Source organism: Pseudomonas sp. NFIX49 (assembly GCF_900115915.1).
Taxonomy (GTDB): Bacteria; Pseudomonadota; Gammaproteobacteria; order Pseudomonadales; family Pseudomonadaceae; genus Aquipseudomonas; species Aquipseudomonas pharyngis.
This window is the reverse complement of sequence record NZ_FOYE01000001.1, coordinates 791,076-815,569: the sequence shown is the minus strand read 5'-3', so window position 1 is coordinate 815,569 and position 24,494 is coordinate 791,076. Positions and strand designations below refer to the sequence as shown.

The window sequence follows — 24,494 nt, the reverse complement described above, 5'->3', positions numbered from 1 at the left end:
AAAGCGCAAAAATTCCGCCATAACAATCAACTTATTTGATCATTTGCGTGAGACAACTTTCTGCCCCCCGGGCTCCAACGACTCCCGCTCCCGGTCGAACGCCAAGTAATACTTGTTCACGCTATTAACATAGCTGACGGGGCCCATTCCCACCTGCTCCATGGCGATGCGCTCGACCTGAAAGAACCACTGGTTGGGATTCAGGCCGCGACGCCGCGCTTCGGCACGCATGCCTTGCACTCGCTCCGGACCAATGTTGTAGGCCGCCAGGGTGAACGCCATGCGCTCGCGCTCATTGAGTTTCGGACTGTTGAAGAACTTGCGGCGGATCATCGCCAGGTACTTGGCCCCGGCCTGCACATTCGCATCGAGATTCTGGATGTTGTTGACGCCAACCCGCTGTGCCGCCGACGGGGTGATCTGCATAAGCCCGGTCGGCCCGCTGCCGCTGCGCGCGTTGGGCTGCAGCGCCGATTCCTTGAAGGCCAGCGCCGCCAGGTTGAGCCAGTCCATGTTTTGCGCTTCGGCGTGCTTCTGCAGTGTCGGTCGCAGTTTTTCCAGACGCTGACGGTCAGCCTTGGCCAACGGATAGTGCACTTGATAGAGACGGCGGTAGATCCGCAGGAAGGCCGCATCTTCGTTCGCCGGCTTCTTGTAGCCGGTGAGGAAGCGGTCGATGCTCGCCCGCAACATCGACGCATCACGGCGCACGAACCAGTATTCCTCGCCCGGCTCGTTGATCATTACCTGCCGGTCGAAACGCAGCTTGGGCAGGATCTTGCCCCAACGCTCGGCAATCGGTTGCTCGACGATGGTCAGGTGGAAAATCCCGCCCTGAACCATCTCAAGCACATCCTCGACCGCCAGCGTTGGATCGACCCATTCGATCTTGATCGGCGCCAGTTTGTGCAGCGCCAGTTTCTGGTTGAGCTGGCTGACCGCCTCCCCCGCCGCACTGCCGGTGGGCAACGCCAGGGTTTTGCCGGCCAGTTGTTCAACCTTGGTGTAGCGCTTTTCACCCTTGATGCCGACCAGCACCAGCGGCACGTTGCTGGCAATCGGCTCGCTACTGGCGACTGCGTGGCCCGGTTGCAGCTCGAGCAGTTCGCCCGGTGCCACCAGATCGCCTTCGCCACGCTGCAACGCACCGAGCAATTGATCCTTGGCTTTGGGGATGATCTTGAGGGTGATTTCCTGGCCGTCGCGAGCGTGGCCGTTGAGGTATTGCTCGAAGGCGCGCAGCCGGTGGTATTCGATGCCGATGGCCTGGCCCTGGACTTCGCCGGAACTGTTGCGGCTCTGGTTGACCAGCACCCGCAAGACGCGGCTGCTGCGGATTTCGGTCAGGTCGCGAACCTTGGCGGCCGGCACGGCTTGCAGTGGTCCGGGCAGCCGCGCGACCGCCGTCATCGGCAACAGCAGCGAACCACACAGCAGGAGCAAAACCGAGGGACGAATCATCCACTCTCCGGAAAGAATACGGGGCGTTTCACCGCTGAGCGGTCGTAAAACACCGACGAAAACAGAGCGCCTGGAGCGCTGATAAAGTGCGAGAGACTGGCACAGTGATGGCAATTCTGCCAACCCGGCCTGCTACGCGGCCTCAACAGACAGCCATAAGCCGTTGTAGTTCTTGGCTTTTCTTATAAATCTACAGCTCTGATATGCTTTCCGGCCTTCGGCCCGAGGTAGCACCATGCAACTCATCGATATCGGCGTCAACCTGACCAACCCCAGTTTCGCCGACAAACACCAGGCCGTGCTCGACCGCGCCTACGCTGCCGGGGTCTGCCAACTGGTGCTGACCGGCACCAGTGTCGAGGGCAGCGAACAGGCGCTGGAACTGTGCCAGCAACTGGATCCGGACGGCCAGCGACTGTTTGCCACCGCCGGCATTCACCCGCATTCGGCCAGCGACTGGAACGCCGACAGCGCACGGCGTCTTCGCAGCCTGCTGCAGGAATCGAACGTAATGGCGGTGGGTGAATGCGGACTGGATTTCAACCGCGATTTCTCGCCGCGCCCGCAGCAGGAAAAAGTCCTCGAAGAACATCTGGCGCTGGCCGCCGAACTGCAATTGCCGGTGTTCCTGCACGAGCGTGATGCGAGCCAGCGCCTGCTGGAAATCCTCCGTGACTTCCGCGACCGATTGCCCGCCGCCGTGGTGCATTGCTTCACCGGCGAGCAGAAAGCCTTGTTCAGCTACCTCGATCTGGACCTGCACATCGGCATCACCGGCTGGATCTGCGACGAGCGTCGCGGCACCCATTTGCATCCGTTGGTGAAGGAGATCAAACGCGGTCGCCTGATGCTGGAAAGCGATGCACCGTATCTGCTGCCACGCACACTGCGGCCAAAGCCGAAAAACGGACGCAACGAGCCGGCGTATCTGACCGAAGTGTTACATGAGGTCGCGTTGCATCGAGGCGAAACCGAGGAAGATCTGGCGGCCCACACCACCGCCTGCGCGCGGGCGTTCTACGGTTTACCTATCCTGCCCTGAAAGAGGCAGATGCATCGGTTGTTGATGCATATCAAGAACCGGGCACCTGGGTAGCGGCACAATAATGGCACCTTGCCAAAACTGTTTCCGCTATCAGAGAAGACCTCCATGGGTGCCTGGCTTAGCAATATCTCGCTGAAATACAAATTCTGGGCGGTCAACGCGGTCGCCTTTGTCACCACCCTGTTGCTGGTGCTGTACGCCGTGCAGCTCGAACAACAGGCCCGCAGCCACGCCGCGCAAACCTCGGCCCAGGCCCAGGCGCAATTGCTCAAGGCCTGGCCGGCCGGGCAGCCGCTGCCCAAATCCGATCAGGTACTGACCTTCAAACGCGGTGAAGCGCCGCGCCTCAACGATCAGCCACTGCTGGAAATCACCGACAGCAGCGGCTGGATCGAGATCAGTCACTTGCCGTTGTTCGGCGAAAACCCGCTGCTCGGCGCCGAGGTCTTCAGCCGCGCCGATGGCCAGCAGGTCGCCGTGATCGCCTACGCCCCCAGCCTCAGCCAGGTATTCAGCGAGCGCTTCGCCAACTACGCGGTGGCGGTGTTCATCCTGATGCTGGCGATGCTCGGCGCTTCACAGTTGTTGATCCGTTTCCTGCTCAGCCAGCTCAACACTCTCAAGGACGTGATGCTGCACGTGGAGAAAACCGGCGACCTCGCCGCCCGGGTGCCACTGGCCTGCAAGGATGAAGTCGGGCAGATGGCCAACGCGTTCAATGCGATGCAGGCCGGTTATCAGCGAGTGGTGACCACCGTGGCCAACACTGCGCGGCAACTGGACGTCGGCGCCGCGCGACTGGCGTCGAGCATGAACGAGGTGCGTCACGGCATGCTCGGCCAGCAGAGCGAAACCGATCAGGCCGCCACGGCGATCAACGAAATGACCGCCACCGTCTACCACATCGCCCAGCACGCCGGCGCCACACGCGACCTGTCGCAGACCGCCGACGGCCTGGCCGGCAGCGGCCAGCAAGTGGTGACCCGCGTCCAGCATTCGATTGCCGGCCTGTCCAGCGGCGTGCAGCAGACTGCCGAGATGATCCAGCGCCTGGCCGAGGACAGCCAGAAGATCAACGGCGTGGTCAGCGTGATCCACAGCATCGCCGAGCAGACCAATCTGCTGGCGCTCAATGCCGCCATCGAAGCGGCCCGTGCCGGGGAAATGGGTCGCGGGTTCGCGGTGGTCGCCGATGAAGTGCGCAACCTCGCCAAACGCGTACAGACCTCCACCGATGAAATCACCACCATGGTCTCGGCATTGCAGGCGGGCACCCGCGATGCGGTGGACTTCATGCAGGAGAGTTCGTACAAGGCCGACGACTGCGTGCAGCAGGCGCAAGAGGCGGGAGAAGCGCTCGCGGAAATTACCGGAGCGGTGGCGCAAATGCGCGAGAGCAACACGCAGATTGCGGTGGCGGCGGAACAGCAGAGTCAGGTGGCTGAAGAGATGAACCGCGCGGTGGTGAGCATTCGTGATGTGACCGAAAATACCGTGCAACAGACCGTGGATTCGGCGACTACCAGCAACGAGTTAGCGACGCTGGCCGGGGAACTGAACAAGGCGATCGGCCAATTGAAGCTCTAGGAGACAACATCAAGATTGGCCATTGTTCCTATCACTTCAATAGCCAACCTTGATTCGCCGCCCTCGCTGCCCGGGCCTATTCTTCAACCATGTACTGAACATGGATCGAGGAGCAGCAACATGGGCAAACGTCACCCCAACCTTCCCGCGTGGCAATGGCGCGCGTACCCGAACAACCATCAGCACCCAACCAATCTGGTGCTGCACCTGATTGCCGTGCCGCTGTTCATCGTTGCGTTTCTGTTGATCGTCTCAGGTGTGTTCAGCCTGAGTCTGGCCAGCGTGGCGATCGGTGTGATCGGCATCATCGCGGCGCTGGGTCTGCAGCGTCACGGTCACAGCCTGGAGGCGCAAGCCTCCGAGCCGTTCAGTGATCGCAAGGACGCTGTCTCGCGGCTGCTGGTCGAGCAGTTTCTGACGTTTCCGCGGTTCTTCCTCAGTGGCGGCTGGTATCGCGCCTGGCGTGAACGCCATCGCCGCCATTGAGTCAGGCGAAGATCGTCACCGTCTGCCGACTCATGGCAATCAGTTCACCCTTCGCGCTCCACAGCTTGGCGGCGACATGGCCATAACCGTCAGCCGCATATTCGATGTCCGCCAGATACTGGCACCAATCCAGCGTGCTCAAATCCCGTAACGGCTGAACGAATTCGATGGTCCAGGTCAGGGTGCTGCCCGGTGCCGGTTTCTTCAGGTACGGCAACAGCGCGGGTGGCCAGGCATCGACCAGCGCCAGCAGGTGCGCCTCGTTGACCGGCTCTTCTTTCACATCCCCACGCAAACGCACCCAGCCGCCCATCAGCCGCGATTGAGTGCCGGTGAACGGCATGCCGCCGACACTCCAGCGCATCGCCAGATGACGCATGAACTCGGGGGTTACGCCTTTGATGTACGGCAGTTCCTGGCAGTCGTCCCAGTGTTTCATCTCCGGCGCCGGATAGGCTTCAACCGCCACTTCCGACGACCGCGAAGCCCCGAAGCTGCCTTGCACCATCGTCACCACCTGACCGTTCTGCACGGCGCGCCCCAGCACCTGGCTGACCGCTTTGCCTTCGCGCAGCACCTCGACTTCAAAGCTCACTGGCACTTCGGGCTCCACCGGGCCGACGAAAGTGATCGCCAGCGAACGCACCGGCCGATCGGCAGGCACCCTGGTTCGCATCACTTCAAATTGCAGCGCGGCCACCAAGCCGCCAAAACTGGCCCGGCCCTGCCCCCACTCCGCCGGAATCGTGACCTCCGGTTGACGACGGACAGCATCGATCAGATCGCAAAAGCGCATGGAAACCTCGGACACGAAAAAGGGAATGACCGGATCTTAACCAGCGCGGCAGAGCGGCGCAGCGTCCATTCCGGTCAAAGAGACTGACAGATAAGACAGCGGTGCTGCGCGCCAGCGGGTTTCAGGACTTGAAGCAGGCTGCGCTGAGTTTTTCCAGCACCCGGTCAGCCTTGATTTCGGCCTTGGCCATGGTTGCCTGCCACGTGGCGACGCAGGGTTGCAGATCCGGTTCCTGTTCGGCGCGGGCCAGCCATTGCCAGCAATCGTGCCAGTCACCGAGGGCGCCTTGCGCGGATTTCAAACGGGGCAATGCGGCTTCCGGCAGACGATCGAGTTCCGGATAGGCCTCGATGCCATAACGCACGCGCTTGATCAGCAGGCGCAGGCGATGGCGGTCGTGGGCCGGGTCGTGCAGCGCCACGTCGAGGTGCTTCCACTGTTTGCCCAGACGTTTTTCGATGCGTTTGTCCAGGCGCTTGAGCAATCCCTGGCGCTGGGACGCACGCAGAAAACGTGGAAAGGCATCGATGATCATCAGCAGCGAAGCCACTTCGGCGCTGGCCGCCAGCGTCGGGTACGCCTCGGCCATTTGCGCCATCCGGCGCTGTGCAGCTTCCGGCTGATCATGCTTGATCAGCCAGGCCGCCAGCACCTCGCGGTCGCGCCACGGCGTGGTCAATTGCCCGACGCTGGCCGCCGCGCTTTCCAGCTGTTCGACACCGGGCAAGCCGCGCAACGGTCGCAACAGACTGCGCAAGCGCCGTACGGTAGTGCGCAGGTCGTGCAGCGCTTCAGGGTCGGTCCGCGCGGTCAGACGCGCCTGACAGGCCAGCAGCCGCACTTCCAGGCTCAGGACATGGGCCACCAGCCGATCAACCAACGCAGACATCGCTTGCTCCTGAATTCAATGACTTTGCACGAGTGTGCGCCGGCGCAAGCGACCTGCCCTTGCGCTACGTCAGCAGCTTAGCGCCCGGCGCGGGACTCGCGAATGTAGAAACGTGCTTTTTCGGCTTTCTTGGTGCAGCCTTCGAAGCCTTCGAATTGCTGCTGGGTCTTGGCCGCCGTCAACAGCGACAGCGCCTTGGAATAGCTGACGGTGCCGGCAAAACCTTCGGCCTTGGCCAGATCCAGTTCATGCCACGCCGCGTCGAGTTGGCTGCCGCAGCTGTCGCGGTAAGCGGTCTTGCCGGCGCAACCGGCCAATGCCAGCGCCATCAACGGCACACAGATCCAGGCTTTCATCACTCACACCTCAAAGATAGGTCAACAGTCGTGCAGGTAAGACGGTGCGGCAGGGAAAAAGTGCCTTGCGTCCCGCAATTGCACCGCACTGCAAAAGATAACGCCGACGGGTCATGAAGTATCGAAAAAACGACGCCATCGCCGCCCCGAACGACCCCGGCGATTGAAGCCCGGCCCTCGATGGGTGCATTGTGCAACCTTGTCGGGAGGAAGTTTGATGAAAAAGCGTGTCGCGCTGGTGCTGGGCTCCGGTGGCGCCCGGGGCTATGCCCATATCGGGGTCATTGAAGAGATTGAACGACGGGGCTATGACATCAGTTGTATTGCCGGCTGTTCCATGGGGGCCGTGGTCGGCGGAATCTACGCCGCCGGCAAGCTCGACGAGTATCGCAACTGGATCGAAAGCCTGGATTATCTCGACGTGCTGCGCCTGGTGGACGTCAGCTTTCGTCTCGGCGCAATCCGTGGCGAAAAGGTTTTTGGCCAGATCCGCAAGATCGTCGGCGAAATCAACATCGAAGACCTGCGCATCCCCTACACGGCGGTGGCCGCCGACCTCACCAATCAACAGGAAATCTGGTTCCAGGAAGGCTGCCTGCATCAGGCGATGCGCGCCTCGGCGGCGATTCCCAGCCTGTTCACTCCGGTGATGCAGGGCAACCGGATGCTGGTGGACGGCGGCATTCTCAACCCGTTGCCGATCGTGCCGGTGGTGTCGAGCCATTGCGACCTGATCATCGCGGTCAATCTCAACTCGACCAACCAGCGCCATTACAAATTGCCGGTGATCCAGCGCCCCGCCGCGTTCCGCACGCGCTTCGACAGTCTGATCAGTTCACTCGGTTCGAAGATGCCGTTCCGCCGCAAACAGGCCGAGCAATTGCTGTTGCTGGAACAGGAAGCGTTGCGTGCCGAAGCGGCGGAAATCAATCCGTGGGTCGAAAGTGCCGAGCCGGAAGCCCAGCAACCCGCCGCCGCGCCTGAACGCGACGGCGCACCGAAATCCGCCACCGGATCGTTCATCGTCGATAACGTCGGGCCGGCTTCATTGCTCGATCTGATCAACCAGAGTTTCGAGGTGATGCAGACCTCGCTGGCGCAGTACAAGATCGCCGGGTATCCGCCGGACATCCTGATCAACGTGCCGAAACGGGTGTGCCGGTTCTTTGAGTTCTACAAGGCGCCCGAATTGATCGCGCTGGGCCGGGAGATTGCCCGGGATACGCTGGATCGCTACGAGAGCGAACAAAACTAAAGGCTGCTCTCGCTCAACAAGCGATAACCGACGCCGGCCTCGGTCACGATAAACCGGGGCCGGGTCGGATCGTCCGCCAGTTTCTGCCGCAGATGCCCGACCACGATCCGCAAGTAATGACTGTCCTCGGTGTGGGTCGGGCCCCAGATGTCCTTGAGCAATTGCTGCTGAGTGATTACCCGCCCGGGATGCCGCGCCAGTTGCGCCAGCACTGCGTATTCCTTGCGGGTCAAGGCGACTTCGACGCCGTCCAGCAGCACCCGGCGATACGCCAGGTCCACGGTCAGCGGGCCGAAATTCAACGCGGCCTGCTGCGCTTCCCCGGCCGGTGCCTGACGCAGCAACGCGCGCACCCGGGCGAGAAATTCCTGAATGCCGAACGGCTTGGTCACGTAGTCATTGGCGCCGCCATCCAGCGCCTGGACCTTCTGCCCTTCGCTGGCGCGCACCGACAGCACCAGCACCGGCGCCGTGGCCCATTCGCGAAACTCGCGCAGCACTTGCTGGCCGTCCATGTCCGGCAGGCCGAGGTCGAGCACCAGCAGATCGGGTTTATTCAGCGCCGCCTGGGCCAGGCCCTCGGCGCCGGTGCCTGCCTCCAGCACTTTGTAGCCCTGGGAAGCGAGGCTGATACGCAGGAACTTGCGGATCTGCGGTTCGTCATCGATGACCAAAATGGTCGCGGTCTGGCTCATGAATTCACATCAACACAAAAGAGTGGCAAGAGAGTAGCGCAGCGCGGATCAGGCTTCACCGTCCATCCCCGGTTGCGTCTGCAACGGCAGGTGCAGGGTGATGCAAGTGCCGCGCCCGTCGATGCCGTCGCCGACACTGATCCGCCCGCCGTGGGCGCCGACCATGCCCTGACAGATCGCCAGCCCCAGCCCCGTGCCCTGCCCGCCGCGATCACCCCGGGCGGCGGTGTAGAACATGTCGAAAATCTTCGCCCGCTCATCGACCGGAATCCCCGGCCCTTCGTCACTGACCGAGAAAAACACTTCGCTGTCATCCGCCCCGGCGCGCAATTGCAGACGGCCGTGGGATGGCGAGAAGCGGGCGGCGTTTTCCAGCACGTTCACCAGTGCCTGCTCGATCAACGCGGCATGCACGTACAGCAGCGGCAACTCGGCCGGTACATCGGTGCTCACTTGCAACGACGACAGCACCGCCCGCAGACGATTGAGCGCACTGCCGACGATGTCCGCCGGCGACACCCAGTCCCGCGCCAGCTTCAGGGCGCCGTGGCCGAGACGGGTCATGTCCAGCAGGTTCTGGATGTAGCGGTCGAGACGCTCGGCTTCATCGCGGGTGCCTTCGAGCAGCTCGCGGCGATCCTCCAGCGGGATCGCTTCGCCGAGGGCCAGCAGGCTGTCGATGCTGCCGCGCATCGAGGTCAGCGGCGTGCGCAGATCGTGGGACACCGAGGCCAGCAAGGCGCTGCGCAATTGTTCGGTTTCACCGTGCAGACGCGCGGCTTCCAGGTCATCGGCGAGTTGCGCCCGGGCCAATGCTTGAGCCAGGGGCTGGCTCAACGCGGTCAGCAAACGACGGCGTTGGCCGCTCAAGGTCTGGCCTTCTTTGGCGCATACACCGAGCAGCGCCAGCGGTCCGTCCTCCACTGACAGCGGCCACCACCACCAGCGCCCGAACGGCAAGGTGCCGGTGCCCATGCCCGCCGGTTGATCGTGTTGCCAGGCCCAGTCGGCGGCGGCGCGCTCGGATTCAGTGAATTGCAGCGGCCCGCCGGTTTCGACTTTCCAGCCGCCCTGCCCGTCGCGATTGAGCAGGCACAGCTGCAGATCGCTCCAGCCATTGAGGTGTTGGGCTGCGGCGCTGACCACGGCCTGACGGTCGGTGGCGGCGGTGAGTTTGCGCGACAGGTCGAGCAGTTCAGTGGTCTCTTCCTGGGTATCGCGCAGCGCCTGCAATTGCCGCCGCTGACGCGCCGCGAGATTGCCGGTGAGCGCCGCCATCAGCAGGAAGAACAGCAAGGTCAGCACGTCTTCTTCGCGCTGGATGCTGAAGGAGAAATTCGGCGGGATGAACAGAAAGTCATAGGTCAGAAACGACAGCGCCGCACAGGCCAGCGCCGGGCCGAGACTGCTGCGCACCGCCACCAGAAGCACCGCCGCAAGAAACACCAGCGAGATATTCGGCAACGGCAGCACGCTGGAGACCGCCCACGCCAGTGCACTGGCCAACAGCGTCGCGACCAGCGCCAGCGCGTAGTCGAACCACACCAGCGTCGGCGCGACACGCGGGCGCGGTTGATGCTGTTCCTGATCACTGTCCAGCACGTTGATTTCCAGGCCATGGGCCTGACGCAGCAAACGCGCCGCCAGCCCACCACCGAACAGACGCCTGCGCAGGCGCGGCCGCGACTGACCGACCAGCACCAGACTCGCCCGCCGTTCCGCCGCATGCTGGATCAGGGTTTTCGCCACCTCGCCGGCCCGCAGCAGCACCACTTCGCCGCCGAGGCGTTCCGCCAGTTGCTGGGCGCTTTGCAGGCGCAGGCGCGATTGCTCGTCGCGCACGCTGCCGTTGTCGACGTGCACCAGACTCCACGGCAAATGCCGACGCTGGGCCACCCGACTGGCGTGACGCACCAGCCGTTCAGCCTGGGCATCGCCATCGACGCCGACCAGCAAGCGCCCGCGTACCGCCGGCGCGGCCTGGCCGAGCTGGCGATAGCCCTGAGCGAGATCGTTATCGACTTGCGCGGCAGCGGTCTGCATCGCCAGTTCGCGCAGCGCGGTGAGGTTGGTCTGGGTAAAAAATGCATCGATCGCCGCCCGTGCCTGCTCCGGCACGTAGACCTTGCCTTCGCGCAGGCGCTCGAGCAGTTCGCGGGGCGGCAGGTCGATCAGCAGCAGCTCATAGGCTTCCTGCAACACCCAGTCCGGCAGGGTTTCACGAACCTGCACACCGGTGATGCCGCGCACCTGATCGTTGAGACTTTCCAGGTGCTGGACGTTGACCGTGGTGTACACGTCGATGCCGGCGGCGAGCAGTTCCTGAATGTCCTGCCAGCGTTTGGCGTGACGACTGCCGGGGGCGTTGCTGTGGGCCAGCTCGTCGACGAGTACCAGTTTCGGTTTGGCGGCGAGCAGACCGTCGAGGTCCATTTCCTCCAGCGTCACGCCACGGTATTCCGAGCGCACCAGCGGCAGTTGCGGCAAGCCGCCAAGCAGCGCTTCGGTTTCGGCGCGGCCGTGGGTTTCGACCACCCCGGCGATGACTTTCACGCCCTGGCGCAATTGGCTGTGGGCCGCCTGCAACATCGCGTAGGTCTTGCCCACGCCCGGCGCGGCGCCGAGGAAAACCTTGAGCCGGCCGCGTCCGTCGCGGGGCAAGTCTGCTAACAGCGCGTCGGCACGGCCGGAGTCACTCATGCTTGAAGCTCTCTTCCTGATGTTTGTGTATTGCCTGGACTGCCGTCATCGCTGGCAAGCCAACTCCCACAAGGGGAATGCGTGCTCCTGTGGGAGCTGGCTTGCCAGCGATTGGCCGCGCCACCGATTCAGAGCTTTTCCAGCGCCATGTTCAGCGCCAGCACATTCACCACCGGCGGGCCCACCAACGGCTGTTCGATGTGCGCGTCGAGCAGTTGCTGCAAAGTCGCTACCGGCACATTACGCGCGGCGGCAACACGCGCCAGTTGATAGGCAATCGCCGCCGGTGGCAAGTGCGGATCGAGACCGCTGCCGGAGGTGGTCAGCAGCGCCAACGGCACCGGGCCCTGACCGGGCACCTGCAGCTTGTTGGCGTCGTCGATCACCCGAGTGGCCAGCGCCGGATTGCTTGGCGACAGGTTGCTCGCACTGCTCGACACGGTGGCAAAGGCACCAGCCGAAGGACGCGGATGGAACCAGGCATCGCCGACAAAATCCTGAGCAATCAGCGAGGAGCCGCGCACCTTGCCTTCGGCATCGCGCACCAGGCTGCCGTTGGCCTGCTCGGGGAAGGCGACCTGGGCAACGCCGGTCACCACCAGTGGATAGGCAACGCCGGTGACCAGGGTCATCAGCACCAGCAGGCTCAGGGCCGGACGGATCATTGTGGACATTTCAAAATCCTCGAATTCATTGGGCAAACTTTGGTGGGGTGTCAGGAAGATCCCTCCCCCTCACCCCAGCGCTCTCCCCCAAGGGGGCGAGGGGGAAAGGGAACCGATCTTTGTGCTTTTCAAATCCTGAGTTCGGCTCGATATCTCAGGTCGATGTAGCTCTTACAAATACCTCGGTCAGTCCCCTCTCCCTCCGGGAGAGGGTTAGGCGGGCGGCGTTCCGATGAGGGCTGGATCTCAAGCCGTGTAGAGATCCAGCAAACACCGCTCACTCAAACCAGATGCAACGCCGTCAACAGCATGTCGATCGCCTTGATCCCCACGAACGGCACCACAATCCCGCCCAGGCCATAGATCAGCAGATTGCGTCGCAGCAGCGCCGCCGCGCTCGCCGCCTGCACCCGCACACCACGCAGGGCCAACGGAATCAGCACCACGATGATCAAAGCGTTGAACACGATGGCCGACAGGATCGCGCTCTGCGGACTGCTCAACTGCATGATGTTCAGCACGCCGAGCTGCGGGTAGATCGCGGCAAACAGGGCCGGCAGGATCGCGAAATACTTGGCCACGTCGTTGGCGATGGAAAAGGTCGTCAGCGCGCCACGGGTCACCAGCAATTCCTTGCCGATCTGCACCACGTCCAGCAACTTGGTCGGGTCGCTGTCGAGGTCGACCATGTTGGCCGCCTCACGCGCGGCTTGTGTGCCGTCGTTCATCGCCATGCCGACGTCAGCCTGGGCCAGCGCCGGGGCGTCGTTGGCGCCGTCACCACACATCGCGACCAGACGACCGTCGTTCTGCTCGTGACGGATGCGCGCCAGTTTCTTCTCTGGCGTCGCTTCGGCCAGTACGTCATCGACGCCTGCTTCAGCGGCAATCGCGGCAGCAGTCAGCGGGTTGTCACCGGTGACCATCACCGTGCGGATCCCCAGCTTGCGCAGCTCGGCGAAACGCTCGCGGATGCCTGGCTTGACCACGTCTTTCAGGTGGATGGCACCGAGCAGCTTGCCGTCGGCGCAGACCAGCAACGGGGTGCCGCCGCTCTGGGCGATTTTGTCGATTTCCCGGGACAGCGCCGGGGCCAGATCCTTGCGTTGTTGACCGAGGAAGGCCAGCAGCGAATCCACCGCGCCCTTGCGGAATACACGGCCCTGGTAGTCCACACCGGACAAGCGGGTTTCCGCACTGAACGGCACGGCAGTCAGGGTTTCCGGCGAAGGTTCCGGCTGCGGATTGGAGCCGCGCAGGTACTCGACGATGGACTTGCCTTCAGCGGTTTCGTCAGCCAGCGAGGCGAATAGCGCGCCTTCGGCCAGCTCACGGGCATTCACGCCCGGCGCCGCATACACCGCGCTGCAACGACGGTTGCCGAAAGTGATGGTGCCGGTCTTGTCCAGCAGCAACACGTGCACGTCACCCGCTGCTTCCACCGCACGGCCGGACTTGGCGATCACGTTCAGACGCACCAGACGATCCATCCCGGCGATACCGATGGCCGACAGCAGCCCGCCAATGGTGGTCGGAATCAGCGTGACCAATAACGCCACCAGGAACACCAGCGGCAGGCTGCCGTTGGCGAAGTGGGCGAACGGCTGCAGGGTTACGACCACCAGCAGGAAGATCAGGGTCAGGCCGATCAGCAGGATGTCCAGTGCCACTTCGTTCGGGGTCTTCTGGCGTTTGGCGCCTTCGACCAGCGCAATCATGCGGTCGAGGGTCGATTCACCGGGGTTGGCAGTGATCTTCACCAGCAGCCAGTCGGACACCAGCCGGGTGTTGCCGGTGACGGCGGAACGATCGCCACCGGACTCGCGAATCACTGGCGCCGATTCGCCAGTGATCGCCGCTTCGTTGACCGCCGCGATGCCTTCGATGACCTCGCCGTCACCGGGGATCATCTCCCCCGCTTCGACGCGCACCACATCGCCCTTGCGCAGGCTGGTGGCCGGTACGACCTGGAAGCTGCCGTTGGCCAGTTTGCGTCGGGCGCTGAGGCCTTCGCTGCCAGCCTTGAGGCTGTCGGCGCGAGCCTTGCCGCGACCTTCGGCCAGCGCTTCGGCGAAGTTGGCGAACAGCACGGTGAACCACAGCCACAGGGCAATTTGCGCGGCGACGAAAGTCGGCACGCTGCTGTCGGGAATGAAGCACAGCACGGTGGTCAGGATCGCTGTCAGTTCGACCACCAGCATCACTGGCGAGCGCTGCAACTGGCGCGGGTCGAGCTTGACGAACGCTTGCACCAGCGCCGGACGCCACAGGGCGCTGATCGCGGTTTTCGCTTGTTCCGGCGCCTTGACGACGGCGGGTTTGATTGCGGGCATATTCATCATCAGCTCCTTAGAAGCCCATGCTCAGGTGTTCAGCGATTGGGCCCAGTGCGAGGGTCGGCAAGAAGGTCAGGCCGCCCACCAGCAAAATGGTCACGGTCAGCAGGGTCACAAACAGCGGGCCGTGGGTCGGGAAGCTGTTCTGGCCGATCGGTGCGGTTTTCTTCATCGCCAGGCTGCCGGCCAAAGCCAGTACCGGAAGGATGTAACCGAAGCGACCGATCAACATGCCCAGGCCGAGCATCAGGTTGTGGAACGCGGTGTTGGCGCCGAAGCCGCCGAACGCCGAACCGTTGTTGGCACTGGCCGAGGTGTAGGCGTAGAGCAACTGACTGAAACCGTGCGGACCGGGGTTGCTCACCGCCGCCACCGGGCCGGGCAGGCTCGCAGCGATCGCGCCGAGTACCAGCACGCCGACCGGCATCACCAGCAGGGTCACCACCAGCAGCTGTACTTCACGGGCCTGGAGTTTCTTGCCGAGGTATTCCGGGGTGCGGCCGATCATCAGGCCGGCGAGGAACACCGCGATCAGCACGTTCAGCAACATGCCGTAGAGCCCCGCGCCGACGCCGCCGAAGATCACTTCGCCGACCATCATGTTGACCAGCGCGACCATGCCGCTGAGCGGGTTGAGGCTGTCATGCATGCCGTTGACCGAACCGTTCGACGCCGCCGTGGTTGTCACCGACCAGAGCACCGTGGCGGTGGTGCCGAAGCGTGCTTCCTTGCCTTCCAGCGGTGCGGTCTGTTCGACGGCAACGTTGTTCAGCGCCGGGTTCGGCTGATATTCGGCCCACAGCGAAGTGGCGCCGCCGATGATGAACAGCGCGAGCATGCAACCGATGATGGCGCGGCTCTGACGCAGGTCCTTCACGTAGTGGCCGAAGGTGAACACCAGCGCGACCGGGATCAGGATGATCGACGCGACTTCGAACAGGTTGCTCCAGGCGGTCGGGTTCTCGAACGGATGCGCCGAGTTGACGCCGAAGAATCCGCCGCCGTTGGTGCCCAGTTGCTTGATCGCAATCTGGCTGGCAGCCGGGCCGAGCGGGATCACCTGATCAACGCCCTGCATCGTCACTGCATTCACATATTGGGCGAAGGTCTGCGGCACGCCCTGCCACACCAGGTACAGCGCCAGCAGCAGGCACAGCGGCAGCAGGCCGTAGAGGGTGGCGCGGGTCATGTCGACCCAGAAGTTGCCGAGGGTTTTGGTGGACTTGCGCCCGATGCCACGGCACAGCGCAACCAGCACGGCGAGGCCGGTGGCGGCGCTGACAAAGTTCTGTACGGTGAGGCCGACCATCTGGCTCAGGTAGCTGAGCGACGCTTCGCCGCTGTAGGCCTGCCAGTTGGTGTTGGTCATGAAGCTGACGGCGGTGTTGAACGCGAGGGTCCACTCCTGGCCCGGCAGGTTTTGCGGGTTCAGCGGCAGGTGATCCTGGAACAGCAGGATCGCGAACAGCAGCAGAAAACCGGCGAGGTTGAACGCCAGCAGCGCCAGCGTGTACTTCTGCCAGCTCTGTTCGTCCTGCGGATTGACCCCGGCGATGCGGTAACAGCCGCGCTCGACCGGGCCGAGAATCGGCGTCAGCCAAGTGCGCTGGCCCTCCATCACCTTGTAGTAGAAGCGCCCGAGGAACGGCGCCGGCAGCAAGACCACCGCGAAGAAAGCGAGGATCAGCCAATAGTCATAACTGTGCATAGCCGCTCCTAAGTCCGATCCGCGCGCAACAGCGCAACCAACAGATAAATGAACAGCCCCACTGCCAGCAGCAGTGACACCCCGTCCAGAACGCTCATGGAAGATCTCCGTGTTACGGCGTATTGCCGCGTGTGGAGGCATTGTCGGAAAGGAGGCTGTAAAGGAACGAGAGCGAGGGTGTGGGCGGGGCATAAAGAAAGCGTAAAGAGTGGGTTTATGCCTTCTTTACGACTGTATCCGGCTGGCGGCGCACCTGACTGGCGCACGCAAATGTGGCCATCGAGCCGCGAACATCCCCGATACGACAGCTTTCATCCCATTACGACCCGCCAATACAAAATGGCACGCCCACTGCACACGCCCTTCCCCGAGCTTTCCAAACCGTTCAGGGAGCAAATGCATGAACACACAACTCAAACCCACGCTGGGCACGTTGCACCTGTGGGGCATCGCGGTGGGGCTGGTGATTTCCGGGGAGTACTTCGGCTGGAGTTACGGCTGGGGCGTCGCGGGAACCCTGGGTTTCCTGGTGACTTCGTTCATGGTCGCGACCATGTACACCTGTTTCATCTTCAGCTTCACCGAACTGACCACGGCGATCCCCCACGCGGGCGGGCCGTTTGCCTACAGTCGCCGCGCCTTCGGTGAAAAAGGCGGATTGATCGCCGGACTGGCGACGCTGATCGAGTTCGTCTTCGCCCCGCCGGCGATTGCCTTGGCGATTGGTGCGTACCTGAACGTGCAGTTTCCGGCCCTCGATCCGAAACACGCGGCGGTCGGCGCGTACATCGTGTTCATGGGTCTGAATATTCTTGGCGTGAAACTGGCCGCGACCTTCGAGTTGATCGTCTGCGTCCTGGCCGTCGCCGAGCTATTGGTGTTCATGGGCGTGGTCGCCCCGGCGTTCAGCTTCAGCAACTTCGCCCTCAACGGCTGGGCCGGTTCGGACATCTTCGGCGCTCCGGCGATTGCCGGGATGTTCGCGGCGATTCCATTTGCGATCTGGTTTTTCCTCGCCATCGAAGGCGCAGCCATGGCGGCCGAAGAAGCCAAGGACCCGAAACGCACGATTCCCAAGGCCTACATCAGTGGCATTCTGACGCTGGTGTTGCTGGCCATGGGCGTGATGTTCTTTGCAGGCGGCGTCGGCGACTGGCGCACCCTGTCGAACATCAACGACCCGCTGCCTCAGGCAATGAAAGCGGTGGTCGGCGACAACTCCGGCTGGCTGCATATGCTGGTGTGGATCGGTCTGTTCGGGCTGGTGGCGAGTTTCCACGGGATCATCCTTGGCTATTCGCGGCAATTCTTCGCCCTCGCCCGCGCCGGTTACCTGCCCGCCTCGCTGGCTAAACTCTCGCGGTTCCAGACCCCGCACCGGGCGATCATCGCCGGCGGCGTGATTGGCATCGCGGCGATCTACAGCGACGGCCTGATCAACCTCGGCGGCATGACCCTCACTGCCGCGATGATCACCATGGCGGTGTTCGGCGCGATCGTGATGTACATCATGAGCATGCTCAGCCTGTTCAAACTGCGTAAATCCGAACCGAATCTGGAGCGCACCTTCCGTGCGCCGTGCTATCCGCTGATTCCGCTGATTGCATTGGCGCTGGCCGTGGTGTGCCTGGTTGCGATGGCCTGGTTCAATGCGCTGATCGGGCTGATCTTTCTCGGCTTCATGGCGGTCGGTTTCGGCTACTTCCTGTTGACCGGCCAATTGCGCGCCAACGCTCCGGCAGACGCCATGCTCACCGGACTGTAAACCGCGACGGGCATAACCGGCCTAGAATGGAACCACTGCGAATGCACTTCGCTCAAAGTGGTATGCAGCGTCGCACGGCGAAACCCTCGCCCGTCGACCTGCCTTTAAGGAGAGCCGTTATGCCCTGGTATGCCTGGTTGATTCTGGTCGTTGCAATCGGCTCGATCGTCGGCGGTCTGATGATGTTGCGAGACACCGCCAACAAGGTCGAACTGACCGAAGAACAACGCAAGCGTGTTGCTGAACGCAACGCCGAAGCGGACATCAAGGACGCGCAGGACCGCTGAACGAAAAACCCCGCCTGAATCGGCGGGGTTTGTTTTTTGTCGCGGTTACTTTTCCCACTCGGCCTTGGCAATGTGCAAGCCATGCAGGCCTTTGTACGCTGCACGTTCCGGCTGGCTCCAGCCTTCGAGCAGCGCCTCGTCCAGACGATAAATTTCCACACCGAGCGGGCGGCAGACGGTCAGCGGATCCTGCGCATCCGGCCCCCACATCGCCAATGACAGATCACCACCGGGACAGGTCGACAACGCGCACAGCAAGTCGATTTCGGCGAAGAACTCAAGATAATCGCCCTTCTGCGCCGGACAGGCCTTCATGAAATACAGGTCATCGTGATTCAGGCCGGTGCATTGAAAGATGTTCAGTACGTCATGCACATCGAACTCGGTCAGCCCATGGGGCAACACGGCGCGGGTCAGGTTGGAATGGCAGTGATGATGGAAGTCCTCGCCAGTGAGCATTTTGTTCACATACGGATCGCAGCGCGTGCCGAGCAAATCGTGCAGGCGCCCGCCGTGCTCGTCGATGCCATAGTCGGCCAGGCTGTCATCGGTGATGGTCACCAGCGGTCGCAGAAAAGGCAGGTTCGACCAGAGGCGGTCATGAGTGCTGACATGCGCGCCCTGCAGTTGCCGGGTGCGGGCCGCCCACATCCGTTCGCGCGGATCGTGTGCGTTCCACACATTGAAATCGCCCACCTGGGGCCCGACCGGTGTGGTGACACGAAACACATGCCCCGCCGGCACGTGCCAGGCCCGCCCGGTGCGGATCGGCACCTCGAATTGCTCGATCAGCGTGCGCCCGTCCTTGCGGTCGCGAATCCGTTCGTAGAAAGGTGTATTGACCTGTAACGCCGAGCCTTTGCTGACCTGATAGGCGGCCGGGTAGTCTTCGTACATGATTCTCCTGCTCCTCAAGCGATGGCAACTTTGCAAGCTGCAACCACTATCCGTGCCAACCGCTGATGGCTGTTACGAACATGTCGGAGTCACCGGACTTTTTTTTAGAAGTAGAAGTACAGTCACCATTCAATTTGCATTGGTTAAGATGGCGCTCTTGTTGCGGAGAGTTTAAATGCGTTACTCGCAGGATCATAAAGCCCAGACCCATCAGCGCATTATCAAGGAAGCGTCCGAGCGGTTTCGCAAGGACGGCATCGGTGCGACCGGACTGCAGCCATTGATGAAAGCGCTGGGCCTGACCCATGGCGGCTTTTATTCGCATTTCAAATCGAAAGACGACCTCGTGGAGAAAGCCCTGCAGGCAGCCGGTGATCAGGTCGCGGGGCTGTGTGCCGAACTCTTCGCTCAAGAAAAACCGCTGGAAGCCTTCATCGACACTTACCTGTCCGAGTGGCACCAGACCACGCCGCATGAAGGCTGCCCGCTGCTGACCATTTCATCGGAGCTGGGGTTGCGCGGCCAACCGAGCCCGACCAGCGACGAAGTACTCAAGGCTCGCCTGGACCAGATCGAAGGCACCCTTGAAGGCGAGAACGCCGCCGAGCGCAGCATCGTCATCATGGCGACGCTGGCCGGGGCGCTCCTGCTGTCACGCAGTGTCGCGAATCCTGAATTTGCGCAGCAGATCCTCGATGTCACCCGCGAACACCTCAAACACTCGGAAGACTAAGCCTGCCAGCGTTTGAACAGCACGCTGGCATTGACCCCGCCGAAGCCGAACCCGTTGGACAGCGCATACTCGATCGGCATCGACCGCGCCTGACCGTGGACGATGTCCACGCCTTCGCTGGCCGGATCGGGATTTTCCAGGTTGAGGGTCGGCGGAACGATTTGATCGCGGATCGCCAACAGCGTGAAGATTGCTTCCAGACCTCCCGCCGCACCCAGCAAATGCCCCGTCGCGGATTTGGTCGAGGTCACGGCAATTGAGTTTTGTGCGCCAAAAACCGATTTGATCGCCGCCAGTTCACCGAGGTCGCCCACCGGTGTCGAGGTCGCATGCGCATTCAGATGCTGCACCTGATCCGGCGCTATACCGGCCTGGGCCAGCGCCACTGTCATCGCCCGCCGTGCACCGCTGCCGTCTTCCGGCCCGGCGGTCAGGTGATAGGCATCGGCGCTGGTGCCATAACCGACCAGTTCGGCCAATGGTTGCGCGCCCCTTGCCAACGCGTGCTCCAGCGACTCGATCACCAGCAGCCCGGCGCCCTCGCCCATCACGAAACCGTCACGTCCGCTGTCGAACGGACGCGAGGCGCGCTCAGGGGTGTCGTTGTAGCCACTGGACAAAGCCCGCGCTGCCGCAAAACCGGCAAGACTGACGCGATCGATGCAGGCTTCCGCACCGCCGCACACCGCGATGTCGGCCTCACCGGCACGAATCAGCCGGGCCGCATCACCGATCGCCTGCACGCCGGCGGCACACGCGGTAACCGGTGCACCGAGCGGGCCCTTGAGACCGTGCTGGATCGAAACGTGCCCCGCCGCAAGGTTGACCAGAAACGAGGGAATGGTGAACGGCGACAACCGTCGCGGGCCACGGCTGTCGGTGGTGCGCACCGCATCGGCGATAGCGCCGAAGCCGCCGACACCGGAGCCGATGATCGTGGCGGTGCGTTCCTGAGCGCCGGATTCGGCCGGGTGCCAGCCGGCCTGTTCAAGCGCCTGCCGCGCAGCCTCCATCGCGAACAGAATGAAACGGTCCATTTTCTTCTGTTCTTTGGGCGGTGTGGCGCGATCCGGATCGAAACCGGCTTCGGCATCCTCCTCCATCGTCGGCACCACGCCGCCGACCCGGGTCGGCAGATCGGCGATGACCGCGTCCGGCAGGTTTCGCAATCCCGAACGCCCGGCCAGCAAGCGCTGCCAGACCACTTCGACGCTGCTTCCCAAGGGCGATACCAGGCCCATACCCGTGACAACTACTCGACGCTGATCCATATCGGGTTGACCTCTCTCGACTTGATTTACTTGTAACGACTGGCGGCCGAGCTATGGGACAGATTGGGCGCCATCACATGACGCGCGGCGACGAAGGCTTGCCATTCCCCGGCATCGGGCAGCGAAGGAATCGTGACGAGCTCGCCCTGATCCAGACCGGACAACGCGGCATCGACCATCTCGCCCGCCTCCATGACCATTTCCGTCGGAATATTGGTGGCATCCAGACCCGAACGCTCCCAGATTTCGGTGCGCGTCACTCCGGGCAGAACCGCCTGCACCTTGACACCAGTGCCTTCGAGTTCCGCATTCAGCGTTTGGGAGAGGCTCAATACATAAGCCTTGCTGGCACTGTAGGTGGCATTGAAACGCTCAGGAAACAGGGCAACCACCGATGCAATGTTGATGATCGTGCCGCGCCCGGCGCTGGTGAAAGCAGCGGCGGCGGCCGAAGCCAGTCGGGTCAGGGTCGTGACATTCAGCTGGATCAGCTTCTCCAGTTCATCGGGATCGGCGTTGGCCAGCAATCCGTTGGATGCTACGCCAGCATTGTTGACCAGTAGCGTGATGCTGGAATCGCTGCGCAGACGCTGCTCAAGCTTGATCACATCATCCTTTTGCGTCAGATCGGCCTTGAGCACTTCAACCTCAACGCCATGGACGTCTCGCAGTTTGCTCGCAGCCGATTCCAGACGCGCCTTGTCACGAGCGACCAGCAGCAGATCGAAACCACGCGCCGCCAGTCTCTCGGCGTACACCGCACCAATACCGGAAGAAGCGCCCGTGACCAGCGCCGTACCTTGGGATTTCGGGGAATTCATGACGATACTCCTGGGATGCGTGAGGAATGAACGACCGCTGAAAAGCAGAAGGCTTCAGTGGCGACTGAAATTATTATAGGCATAATCTCAAGGCAATATGACAGCCATAATTTTCTATTTCCCGACGGAAAGGCTGTAGCCCTCCTGTGTTGTGCTCCACCTGGAAGCAAAAAGGGCCGGTCAATGACCGGCCCCTTGGCGTTGAACAATCAGCTTAGTTCACTTCCAGCTTGTCGCGATTACGATCCAGAATCGCCTTGCCGATACCCTTCACTTCGAGCAGTTCATCCACGGACGCAAATGGCCCATTTGTTTCACGATAAGCAACAATCGCTTTCGCCTTGGCCTCGCCCACGCCTGCCAATTCCTTTTGCAGAGTGGCCGCGTCGGCACCGTTCAGATCGACCTTCTGATTTTCAGAAGTGGCTGACGCGTCCATCACCACGGCTGCCTTGTTCGCTTCTGAAGAAGCCAGAGGCGCAGCAATGGCAGCAATAGAGGCGCTGGTCAGCAAGGCAAAAATCAGGGAGTAGAAATATCCGGTACGCATAAGTGACGCTCCATCATCAATTGAGAAAGCAGCTTTTCCGCAGCTGCTCTCCAAACTTAGGCGATGATCGGGACAAGTCAAAAATGCGTCCGTTACAGGATGTGAAACAATCAGGGTTCGAGACGGCGCTGCTGGTGAATCCAGTCGACGATCTCGCCGTCGGGGGTATAGCCGCTGACGGTTTCGCGCAGGAGCTGGCGGACACGCGCATAATCATCGAGCTCCACGGCATCGAGCAATTCGCTCAAACGGCCCTTCAACACTTCCCAGGAAAGGTAATCCTCACTAGCGCTCATGATCATAGGGTGATCAGTGGCAGACACGTTATCGCCGATCAGCAGCTCTTCATAGAGCTTCTCCCCCGGACGCAATCCTGTGAAATCGATCGCGATATCGCCCTGAGGATTGCGCTCTGAGCGCACACTCAGACCTGAAAGATGGATCATTTTCTCCGCGAGTTCGACAATTTTCACCGGCTCGCCCATGTCCAGGACGAAAACATCTCCACCCTGTCCCATGGAGCCTGCCTGAATCACCAACTGCGCGGCTTCCGGGATCGTCATAAAGTATCGGGTAATCTTCGGATGGGTGACCGTCAATGGCCCACCGGAGCGGATTTGCTTGTGAAAAAGCGGGATCACCGACCCGGAAGATCCCAGAACATTGCCGAAACGGACCATGGTGAAACGGGTCTTGTTGACCCTGGACACATTGGCCTTGTCGCCGAACAGCACAGGAGCGATTTCACGGCTCAACGCCTGCAGGGTGAGTTCGGCCAATCGCTTGGTACTTCCCATGACATTGGTCGGACGTACCGCCTTGTCAGTGGAGATCAACACAAAATTGGCAACGCCACTCTTGAGGGCCGACTGCGCAGTATTCAAAGTGCCAATGACATTGTTCAACACGCCTTCGGCAATGTTGTGCTCAACCATCGGTACATGTTTATAAGCGGCGGCGTGATAAACAGTATCGACCCGCCAGGTCTTCATGACATCGTGTAACTTGTCCGCGTGCCGAATGGAACCGAGGATCGGCAATAACCGAACACCTATCGATTCACGAATCCCGCGCTGCTCCAGTTCGGAAAGAATGTTGTAAAGATTGAACTCACTGTGCTCGAACAAAATCAACGTGGTCGGGTTCAGTGAAAATATCTGTCGGCAAAGTTCCGAGCCAATCGAGCCGCCGGCCCCTGTCACCATGACGATCTTGTCTTTGATGCAGTGTTCCAGCAGATCATGTTGCGCGGGCACCGCATCGCGGCCGAGCAAGTCGGCAATATCGACTTCCTGGATATCTTCCACCTTGACTCGGCCGCTAGCCAAATCGGTGAAGTTGGGCACGCTGCGCACGTGGAGCGGAAAGCCTTCCAGCAGATTGAGAATTTCCCTGCGCCGCGCGCGGGTGGAAGATGGCAATGCGAGGAGAATTTCCTGCGCGCCGGTGACATCGATCATCTGCTGGATATGCTTGGGTTTGTAGACCTGCAATCCTGAAATGGAGCGATCGGCAATACTCGAGTCATCATCGATGAAGGCGACAGGACGCATGACCCGCCCCATACGCAATGCCGCCACCAACTGGTTGCCAGCTACGCCTGCACCATAGATCGCCACTTTGGTCAGCCCGTCATCGCGATTGGTGAAAGGCACATGCTGGGCAGCCGTGAACCAGTCACCCATGAAGTACTGTCGCATGCACAGGCGCAAGCCGCCGATGATGACCAGGCTCAGCCACCAGTAATTGAAAATGATCGAGCGCGGAACCACGGCTTCGTGGTTGCTGTACCAATACACCACCAACGCGAGAATCAGCGATGACAGACTGACAGCCTTGATAATGGCCACCAGCGCATCATTGCCGAAGTAGCGCATCACTGCGCGGTACATGCCGAAGCGGATAAACAGGGGGATCGCGACGATCGGCGCACAGATAAACAGCCAGACATGGACCTTGAAGGGATTGATCATTTCATCAATGCCCAAACGCACGATAAATGCCATCCACAGCGCCAGCCAGACAAGAACGACGTCCGTCAGCACCTGGATCAACCGCTTTTGTCGCCGCGGTAGTTTCAGCAAAAACATGCGCAGTCTATCCATAAGCCCCTGTTCCAATGTGCCCCACTCCTTGCATCAATCGGTGAACGCATTGTACGTAGGTAAGGATCGACGTCACAGATATATTA

General features: G+C 61.7%; 22 protein-coding genes. 7 read left to right on the top strand and 15 right to left on the bottom strand.

Annotated features, from left to right (window positions below; all coding sequences use genetic code 11):
• Positions 1–39: 39 nt before the first annotated feature.
• Positions 40–1,461, bottom strand: a complete 1,422-nt coding sequence (locus tag BMZ46_RS03735; RefSeq protein WP_074687998.1) for an MltF family protein — start codon at positions 1,459–1,461, stop codon at positions 40–42.
• A 235-nt stretch (positions 1,462–1,696) separates the two neighbouring features.
• On the opposite strand from BMZ46_RS03735, the gene BMZ46_RS03730 reads away from it, so the two are divergent.
• The 3 genes from BMZ46_RS03730 to BMZ46_RS03720 all read left to right on the top strand — a co-directional run bounded on the left by BMZ46_RS03730 (position 1,697) and on the right by BMZ46_RS03720 (position 4,579).
• On the top strand, positions 1,697–2,503 hold the full coding sequence (locus BMZ46_RS03730) for a TatD family hydrolase (RefSeq protein ID WP_074688000.1): 807 nt from the start codon (positions 1,697–1,699) through the stop codon (positions 2,501–2,503).
• 108 nt (positions 2,504–2,611) lie between these two features.
• Positions 2,612–4,093, top strand: coding sequence for a methyl-accepting chemotaxis protein (locus BMZ46_RS03725; RefSeq protein ID WP_039770490.1), 1,482 nt, complete (start codon positions 2,612–2,614; stop codon positions 4,091–4,093).
• 120 nt (positions 4,094–4,213) lie between these two features.
• Entirely contained in the window at positions 4,214–4,579 is a 366-nt protein-coding gene (locus BMZ46_RS03720; protein WP_039770492.1) for an Mpo1-like protein, read from the top strand.
• A gap of 1 nt (position 4,580) precedes the next feature.
• Here BMZ46_RS03720 and BMZ46_RS03715 read toward each other — a convergent pair whose 3' ends face one another.
• The 3 genes from BMZ46_RS03715 to BMZ46_RS03705 all read right to left on the bottom strand — a co-directional run bounded on the left by BMZ46_RS03715 (position 4,581) and on the right by BMZ46_RS03705 (position 6,620).
• Entirely contained in the window at positions 4,581–5,375 is a 795-nt protein-coding gene (locus BMZ46_RS03715; protein ID WP_074688002.1) for an acyl-CoA thioesterase, read from the bottom strand.
• 121 nt (positions 5,376–5,496) lie between these two features.
• Positions 5,497–6,264: a CHAD domain-containing protein gene (locus BMZ46_RS03710; RefSeq protein WP_074688004.1), complete on the bottom strand. Its 768-nt coding sequence runs from the start codon at positions 6,262–6,264 to the stop codon at positions 5,497–5,499.
• 77 nt (positions 6,265–6,341) lie between these two features.
• Positions 6,342–6,620: a hypothetical protein gene (locus tag BMZ46_RS03705; RefSeq protein WP_007950948.1), complete on the bottom strand. Its 279-nt coding sequence runs from the start codon at positions 6,618–6,620 to the stop codon at positions 6,342–6,344.
• Positions 6,621–6,837: 217 nt separating this feature from the next.
• On the opposite strand from BMZ46_RS03705, the gene BMZ46_RS03700 reads away from it, so the two are divergent.
• Positions 6,838–7,875, top strand: coding sequence for a patatin-like phospholipase family protein (locus tag BMZ46_RS03700; RefSeq protein ID WP_011335324.1), 1,038 nt, complete (start codon positions 6,838–6,840; stop codon positions 7,873–7,875).
• On the opposite strand, the gene BMZ46_RS03695 is transcribed toward BMZ46_RS03700, so the two are convergent.
• From BMZ46_RS03695 to kdpF, 6 genes are all read right to left on the bottom strand, one after another.
• Positions 7,872–8,570 (bottom strand): response regulator, encoded by a 699-nt coding sequence (locus BMZ46_RS03695; RefSeq protein ID WP_039770498.1) that lies wholly within the window; start codon positions 8,568–8,570, stop codon positions 7,872–7,874. The two genes, BMZ46_RS03700 and BMZ46_RS03695, sit on opposite strands and share 4 nt — an antisense overlap.
• 48 nt (positions 8,571–8,618) lie before the next feature.
• Complete coding sequence (locus BMZ46_RS03690) at positions 8,619–11,270, bottom strand: sensor histidine kinase (RefSeq protein WP_074688006.1); 2,652 nt, start codon at positions 11,268–11,270, stop codon at positions 8,619–8,621.
• Positions 11,271–11,398: 128 nt separating this feature from the next.
• Positions 11,399–11,944 carry a potassium-transporting ATPase subunit KdpC gene (gene kdpC, locus BMZ46_RS03685; RefSeq protein ID WP_039770506.1) on the bottom strand — a complete coding sequence of 182 codons (546 nt, stop codon included), beginning with the start codon at positions 11,942–11,944 and terminating at the stop codon, positions 11,399–11,401.
• A 272-nt stretch (positions 11,945–12,216) separates the two neighbouring features.
• A complete protein-coding gene (gene kdpB / locus BMZ46_RS03680; protein WP_371855249.1) occupies positions 12,217–14,280 on the bottom strand; it encodes a potassium-transporting ATPase subunit KdpB in 2,064 nt (687 codons plus the stop codon).
• A 4-nt stretch (positions 14,281–14,284) separates the two neighbouring features.
• Complete coding sequence (kdpA, locus tag BMZ46_RS03675; protein WP_039770510.1) at positions 14,285–15,979, bottom strand: potassium-transporting ATPase subunit KdpA; 1,695 nt, start codon at positions 15,977–15,979, stop codon at positions 14,285–14,287.
• A gap of 8 nt (positions 15,980–15,987) precedes the next feature.
• A complete protein-coding gene (gene kdpF / locus BMZ46_RS03670) occupies positions 15,988–16,077 on the bottom strand; it encodes a K(+)-transporting ATPase subunit F (RefSeq protein ID WP_007950940.1) in 90 nt (29 codons plus the stop codon).
• Between the two features lie 302 nt (positions 16,078–16,379).
• Here kdpF and eat point away from each other — a divergent pair, with 302 nt between their 5' ends.
• Both eat and BMZ46_RS03660 read left to right on the top strand, forming a co-directional pair.
• Positions 16,380–17,744, top strand: a complete 1,365-nt coding sequence (gene eat, locus BMZ46_RS03665; RefSeq protein WP_039770512.1) for an ethanolamine permease — start codon at positions 16,380–16,382, stop codon at positions 17,742–17,744.
• Between the two features lie 119 nt (positions 17,745–17,863).
• Positions 17,864–18,031 (top strand): DUF2897 family protein, encoded by a 168-nt coding sequence (locus BMZ46_RS03660; RefSeq protein ID WP_064598378.1) that lies wholly within the window; start codon positions 17,864–17,866, stop codon positions 18,029–18,031.
• A gap of 45 nt (positions 18,032–18,076) precedes the next feature.
• Here the strand turns inward: BMZ46_RS03660 and BMZ46_RS03655 are convergent, their stop codons facing one another.
• Complete coding sequence (locus BMZ46_RS03655) at positions 18,077–18,928, bottom strand: urea carboxylase-associated family protein (RefSeq protein WP_074688008.1); 852 nt, start codon at positions 18,926–18,928, stop codon at positions 18,077–18,079.
• A 175-nt stretch (positions 18,929–19,103) separates the two neighbouring features.
• On the opposite strand from BMZ46_RS03655, the gene BMZ46_RS03650 reads away from it, so the two are divergent.
• A complete protein-coding gene (locus tag BMZ46_RS03650; RefSeq protein ID WP_039770515.1) occupies positions 19,104–19,661 on the top strand; it encodes a TetR/AcrR family transcriptional regulator in 558 nt (185 codons plus the stop codon).
• Here BMZ46_RS03650 and fabF read toward each other — a convergent pair.
• From fabF to BMZ46_RS03630, 4 genes are all read right to left on the bottom strand, one after another.
• Positions 19,658–20,932, bottom strand: a complete 1,275-nt coding sequence (gene fabF / locus BMZ46_RS03645; RefSeq protein WP_074688010.1) for a beta-ketoacyl-ACP synthase II — start codon at positions 20,930–20,932, stop codon at positions 19,658–19,660. The two genes, BMZ46_RS03650 and fabF, sit on opposite strands and share 4 nt — an antisense overlap.
• A gap of 26 nt (positions 20,933–20,958) precedes the next feature.
• Positions 20,959–21,753, bottom strand: a complete 795-nt coding sequence (locus BMZ46_RS03640; RefSeq protein ID WP_039770519.1) for an SDR family NAD(P)-dependent oxidoreductase — start codon at positions 21,751–21,753, stop codon at positions 20,959–20,961.
• Positions 21,754–21,967: 214 nt separating this feature from the next.
• Entirely contained in the window at positions 21,968–22,303 is a 336-nt protein-coding gene (locus BMZ46_RS03635; RefSeq protein WP_039770521.1) for a ComEA family DNA-binding protein, read from the bottom strand.
• 110 nt (positions 22,304–22,413) lie between these two features.
• On the bottom strand, positions 22,414–24,408 hold the full coding sequence (locus BMZ46_RS03630; RefSeq protein ID WP_039770523.1) for a polysaccharide biosynthesis protein: 1,995 nt from the start codon (positions 24,406–24,408) through the stop codon (positions 22,414–22,416).
• Positions 24,409–24,494 lie beyond the last annotated feature (86 nt).

What these genes read in the sequence shown, in the direction of transcription:
- BMZ46_RS03735 (WP_074687998.1), bottom strand. Translation starts at nt 1,461, where the DNA reads ATGATTCGTCCCTCGGTTTTGCTCCTGCTGTGTGGTTCGCTGCTGTTG.
- BMZ46_RS03730 (WP_074688000.1), top strand. Translation starts at nt 1,697, where the DNA reads ATGCAACTCATCGATATCGGCGTCAACCTGACCAACCCCAGTTTCGCC.
- BMZ46_RS03725 (WP_039770490.1), top strand. Translation starts at nt 2,612, where the DNA reads ATGGGTGCCTGGCTTAGCAATATCTCGCTGAAATACAAATTCTGGGCG.
- BMZ46_RS03720 (WP_039770492.1), top strand. Translation starts at nt 4,214, where the DNA reads ATGGGCAAACGTCACCCCAACCTTCCCGCGTGGCAATGGCGCGCGTAC.
- BMZ46_RS03715 (WP_074688002.1), bottom strand. Translation starts at nt 5,375, where the DNA reads ATGCGCTTTTGCGATCTGATCGATGCTGTCCGTCGTCAACCGGAGGTC.
- BMZ46_RS03710 (WP_074688004.1), bottom strand. Translation starts at nt 6,264, where the DNA reads ATGTCTGCGTTGGTTGATCGGCTGGTGGCCCATGTCCTGAGCCTGGAA.
- BMZ46_RS03705 (WP_007950948.1), bottom strand. Translation starts at nt 6,620, where the DNA reads ATGAAAGCCTGGATCTGTGTGCCGTTGATGGCGCTGGCATTGGCCGGT.
- BMZ46_RS03700 (WP_011335324.1), top strand. Translation starts at nt 6,838, where the DNA reads ATGAAAAAGCGTGTCGCGCTGGTGCTGGGCTCCGGTGGCGCCCGGGGC.
- BMZ46_RS03695 (WP_039770498.1), bottom strand. Translation starts at nt 8,570, where the DNA reads ATGAGCCAGACCGCGACCATTTTGGTCATCGATGACGAACCGCAGATC.
- BMZ46_RS03690 (WP_074688006.1), bottom strand. Translation starts at nt 11,270, where the DNA reads ATGAGTGACTCCGGCCGTGCCGACGCGCTGTTAGCAGACTTGCCCCGC.
- kdpC (WP_039770506.1), bottom strand. Translation starts at nt 11,944, where the DNA reads ATGTCCACAATGATCCGTCCGGCCCTGAGCCTGCTGGTGCTGATGACC.
- kdpA (WP_039770510.1), bottom strand. Translation starts at nt 15,979, where the DNA reads ATGCACAGTTATGACTATTGGCTGATCCTCGCTTTCTTCGCGGTGGTC.
- kdpF (WP_007950940.1), bottom strand. Translation starts at nt 16,077, where the DNA reads ATGAGCGTTCTGGACGGGGTGTCACTGCTGCTGGCAGTGGGGCTGTTC.
- eat (WP_039770512.1), top strand. Translation starts at nt 16,380, where the DNA reads ATGAACACACAACTCAAACCCACGCTGGGCACGTTGCACCTGTGGGGC.
- BMZ46_RS03660 (WP_064598378.1), top strand. Translation starts at nt 17,864, where the DNA reads ATGCCCTGGTATGCCTGGTTGATTCTGGTCGTTGCAATCGGCTCGATC.
- BMZ46_RS03655 (WP_074688008.1), bottom strand. Translation starts at nt 18,928, where the DNA reads ATGTACGAAGACTACCCGGCCGCCTATCAGGTCAGCAAAGGCTCGGCG.
- BMZ46_RS03650 (WP_039770515.1), top strand. Translation starts at nt 19,104, where the DNA reads ATGCGTTACTCGCAGGATCATAAAGCCCAGACCCATCAGCGCATTATC.
- fabF (WP_074688010.1), bottom strand. Translation starts at nt 20,932, where the DNA reads ATGGATCAGCGTCGAGTAGTTGTCACGGGTATGGGCCTGGTATCGCCC.
- BMZ46_RS03640 (WP_039770519.1), bottom strand. Translation starts at nt 21,753, where the DNA reads ATGAATTCCCCGAAATCCCAAGGTACGGCGCTGGTCACGGGCGCTTCT.
- BMZ46_RS03635 (WP_039770521.1), bottom strand. Translation starts at nt 22,303, where the DNA reads ATGCGTACCGGATATTTCTACTCCCTGATTTTTGCCTTGCTGACCAGC.
- BMZ46_RS03630 (WP_039770523.1), bottom strand. Translation starts at nt 24,408, where the DNA reads ATGGATAGACTGCGCATGTTTTTGCTGAAACTACCGCGGCGACAAAAG.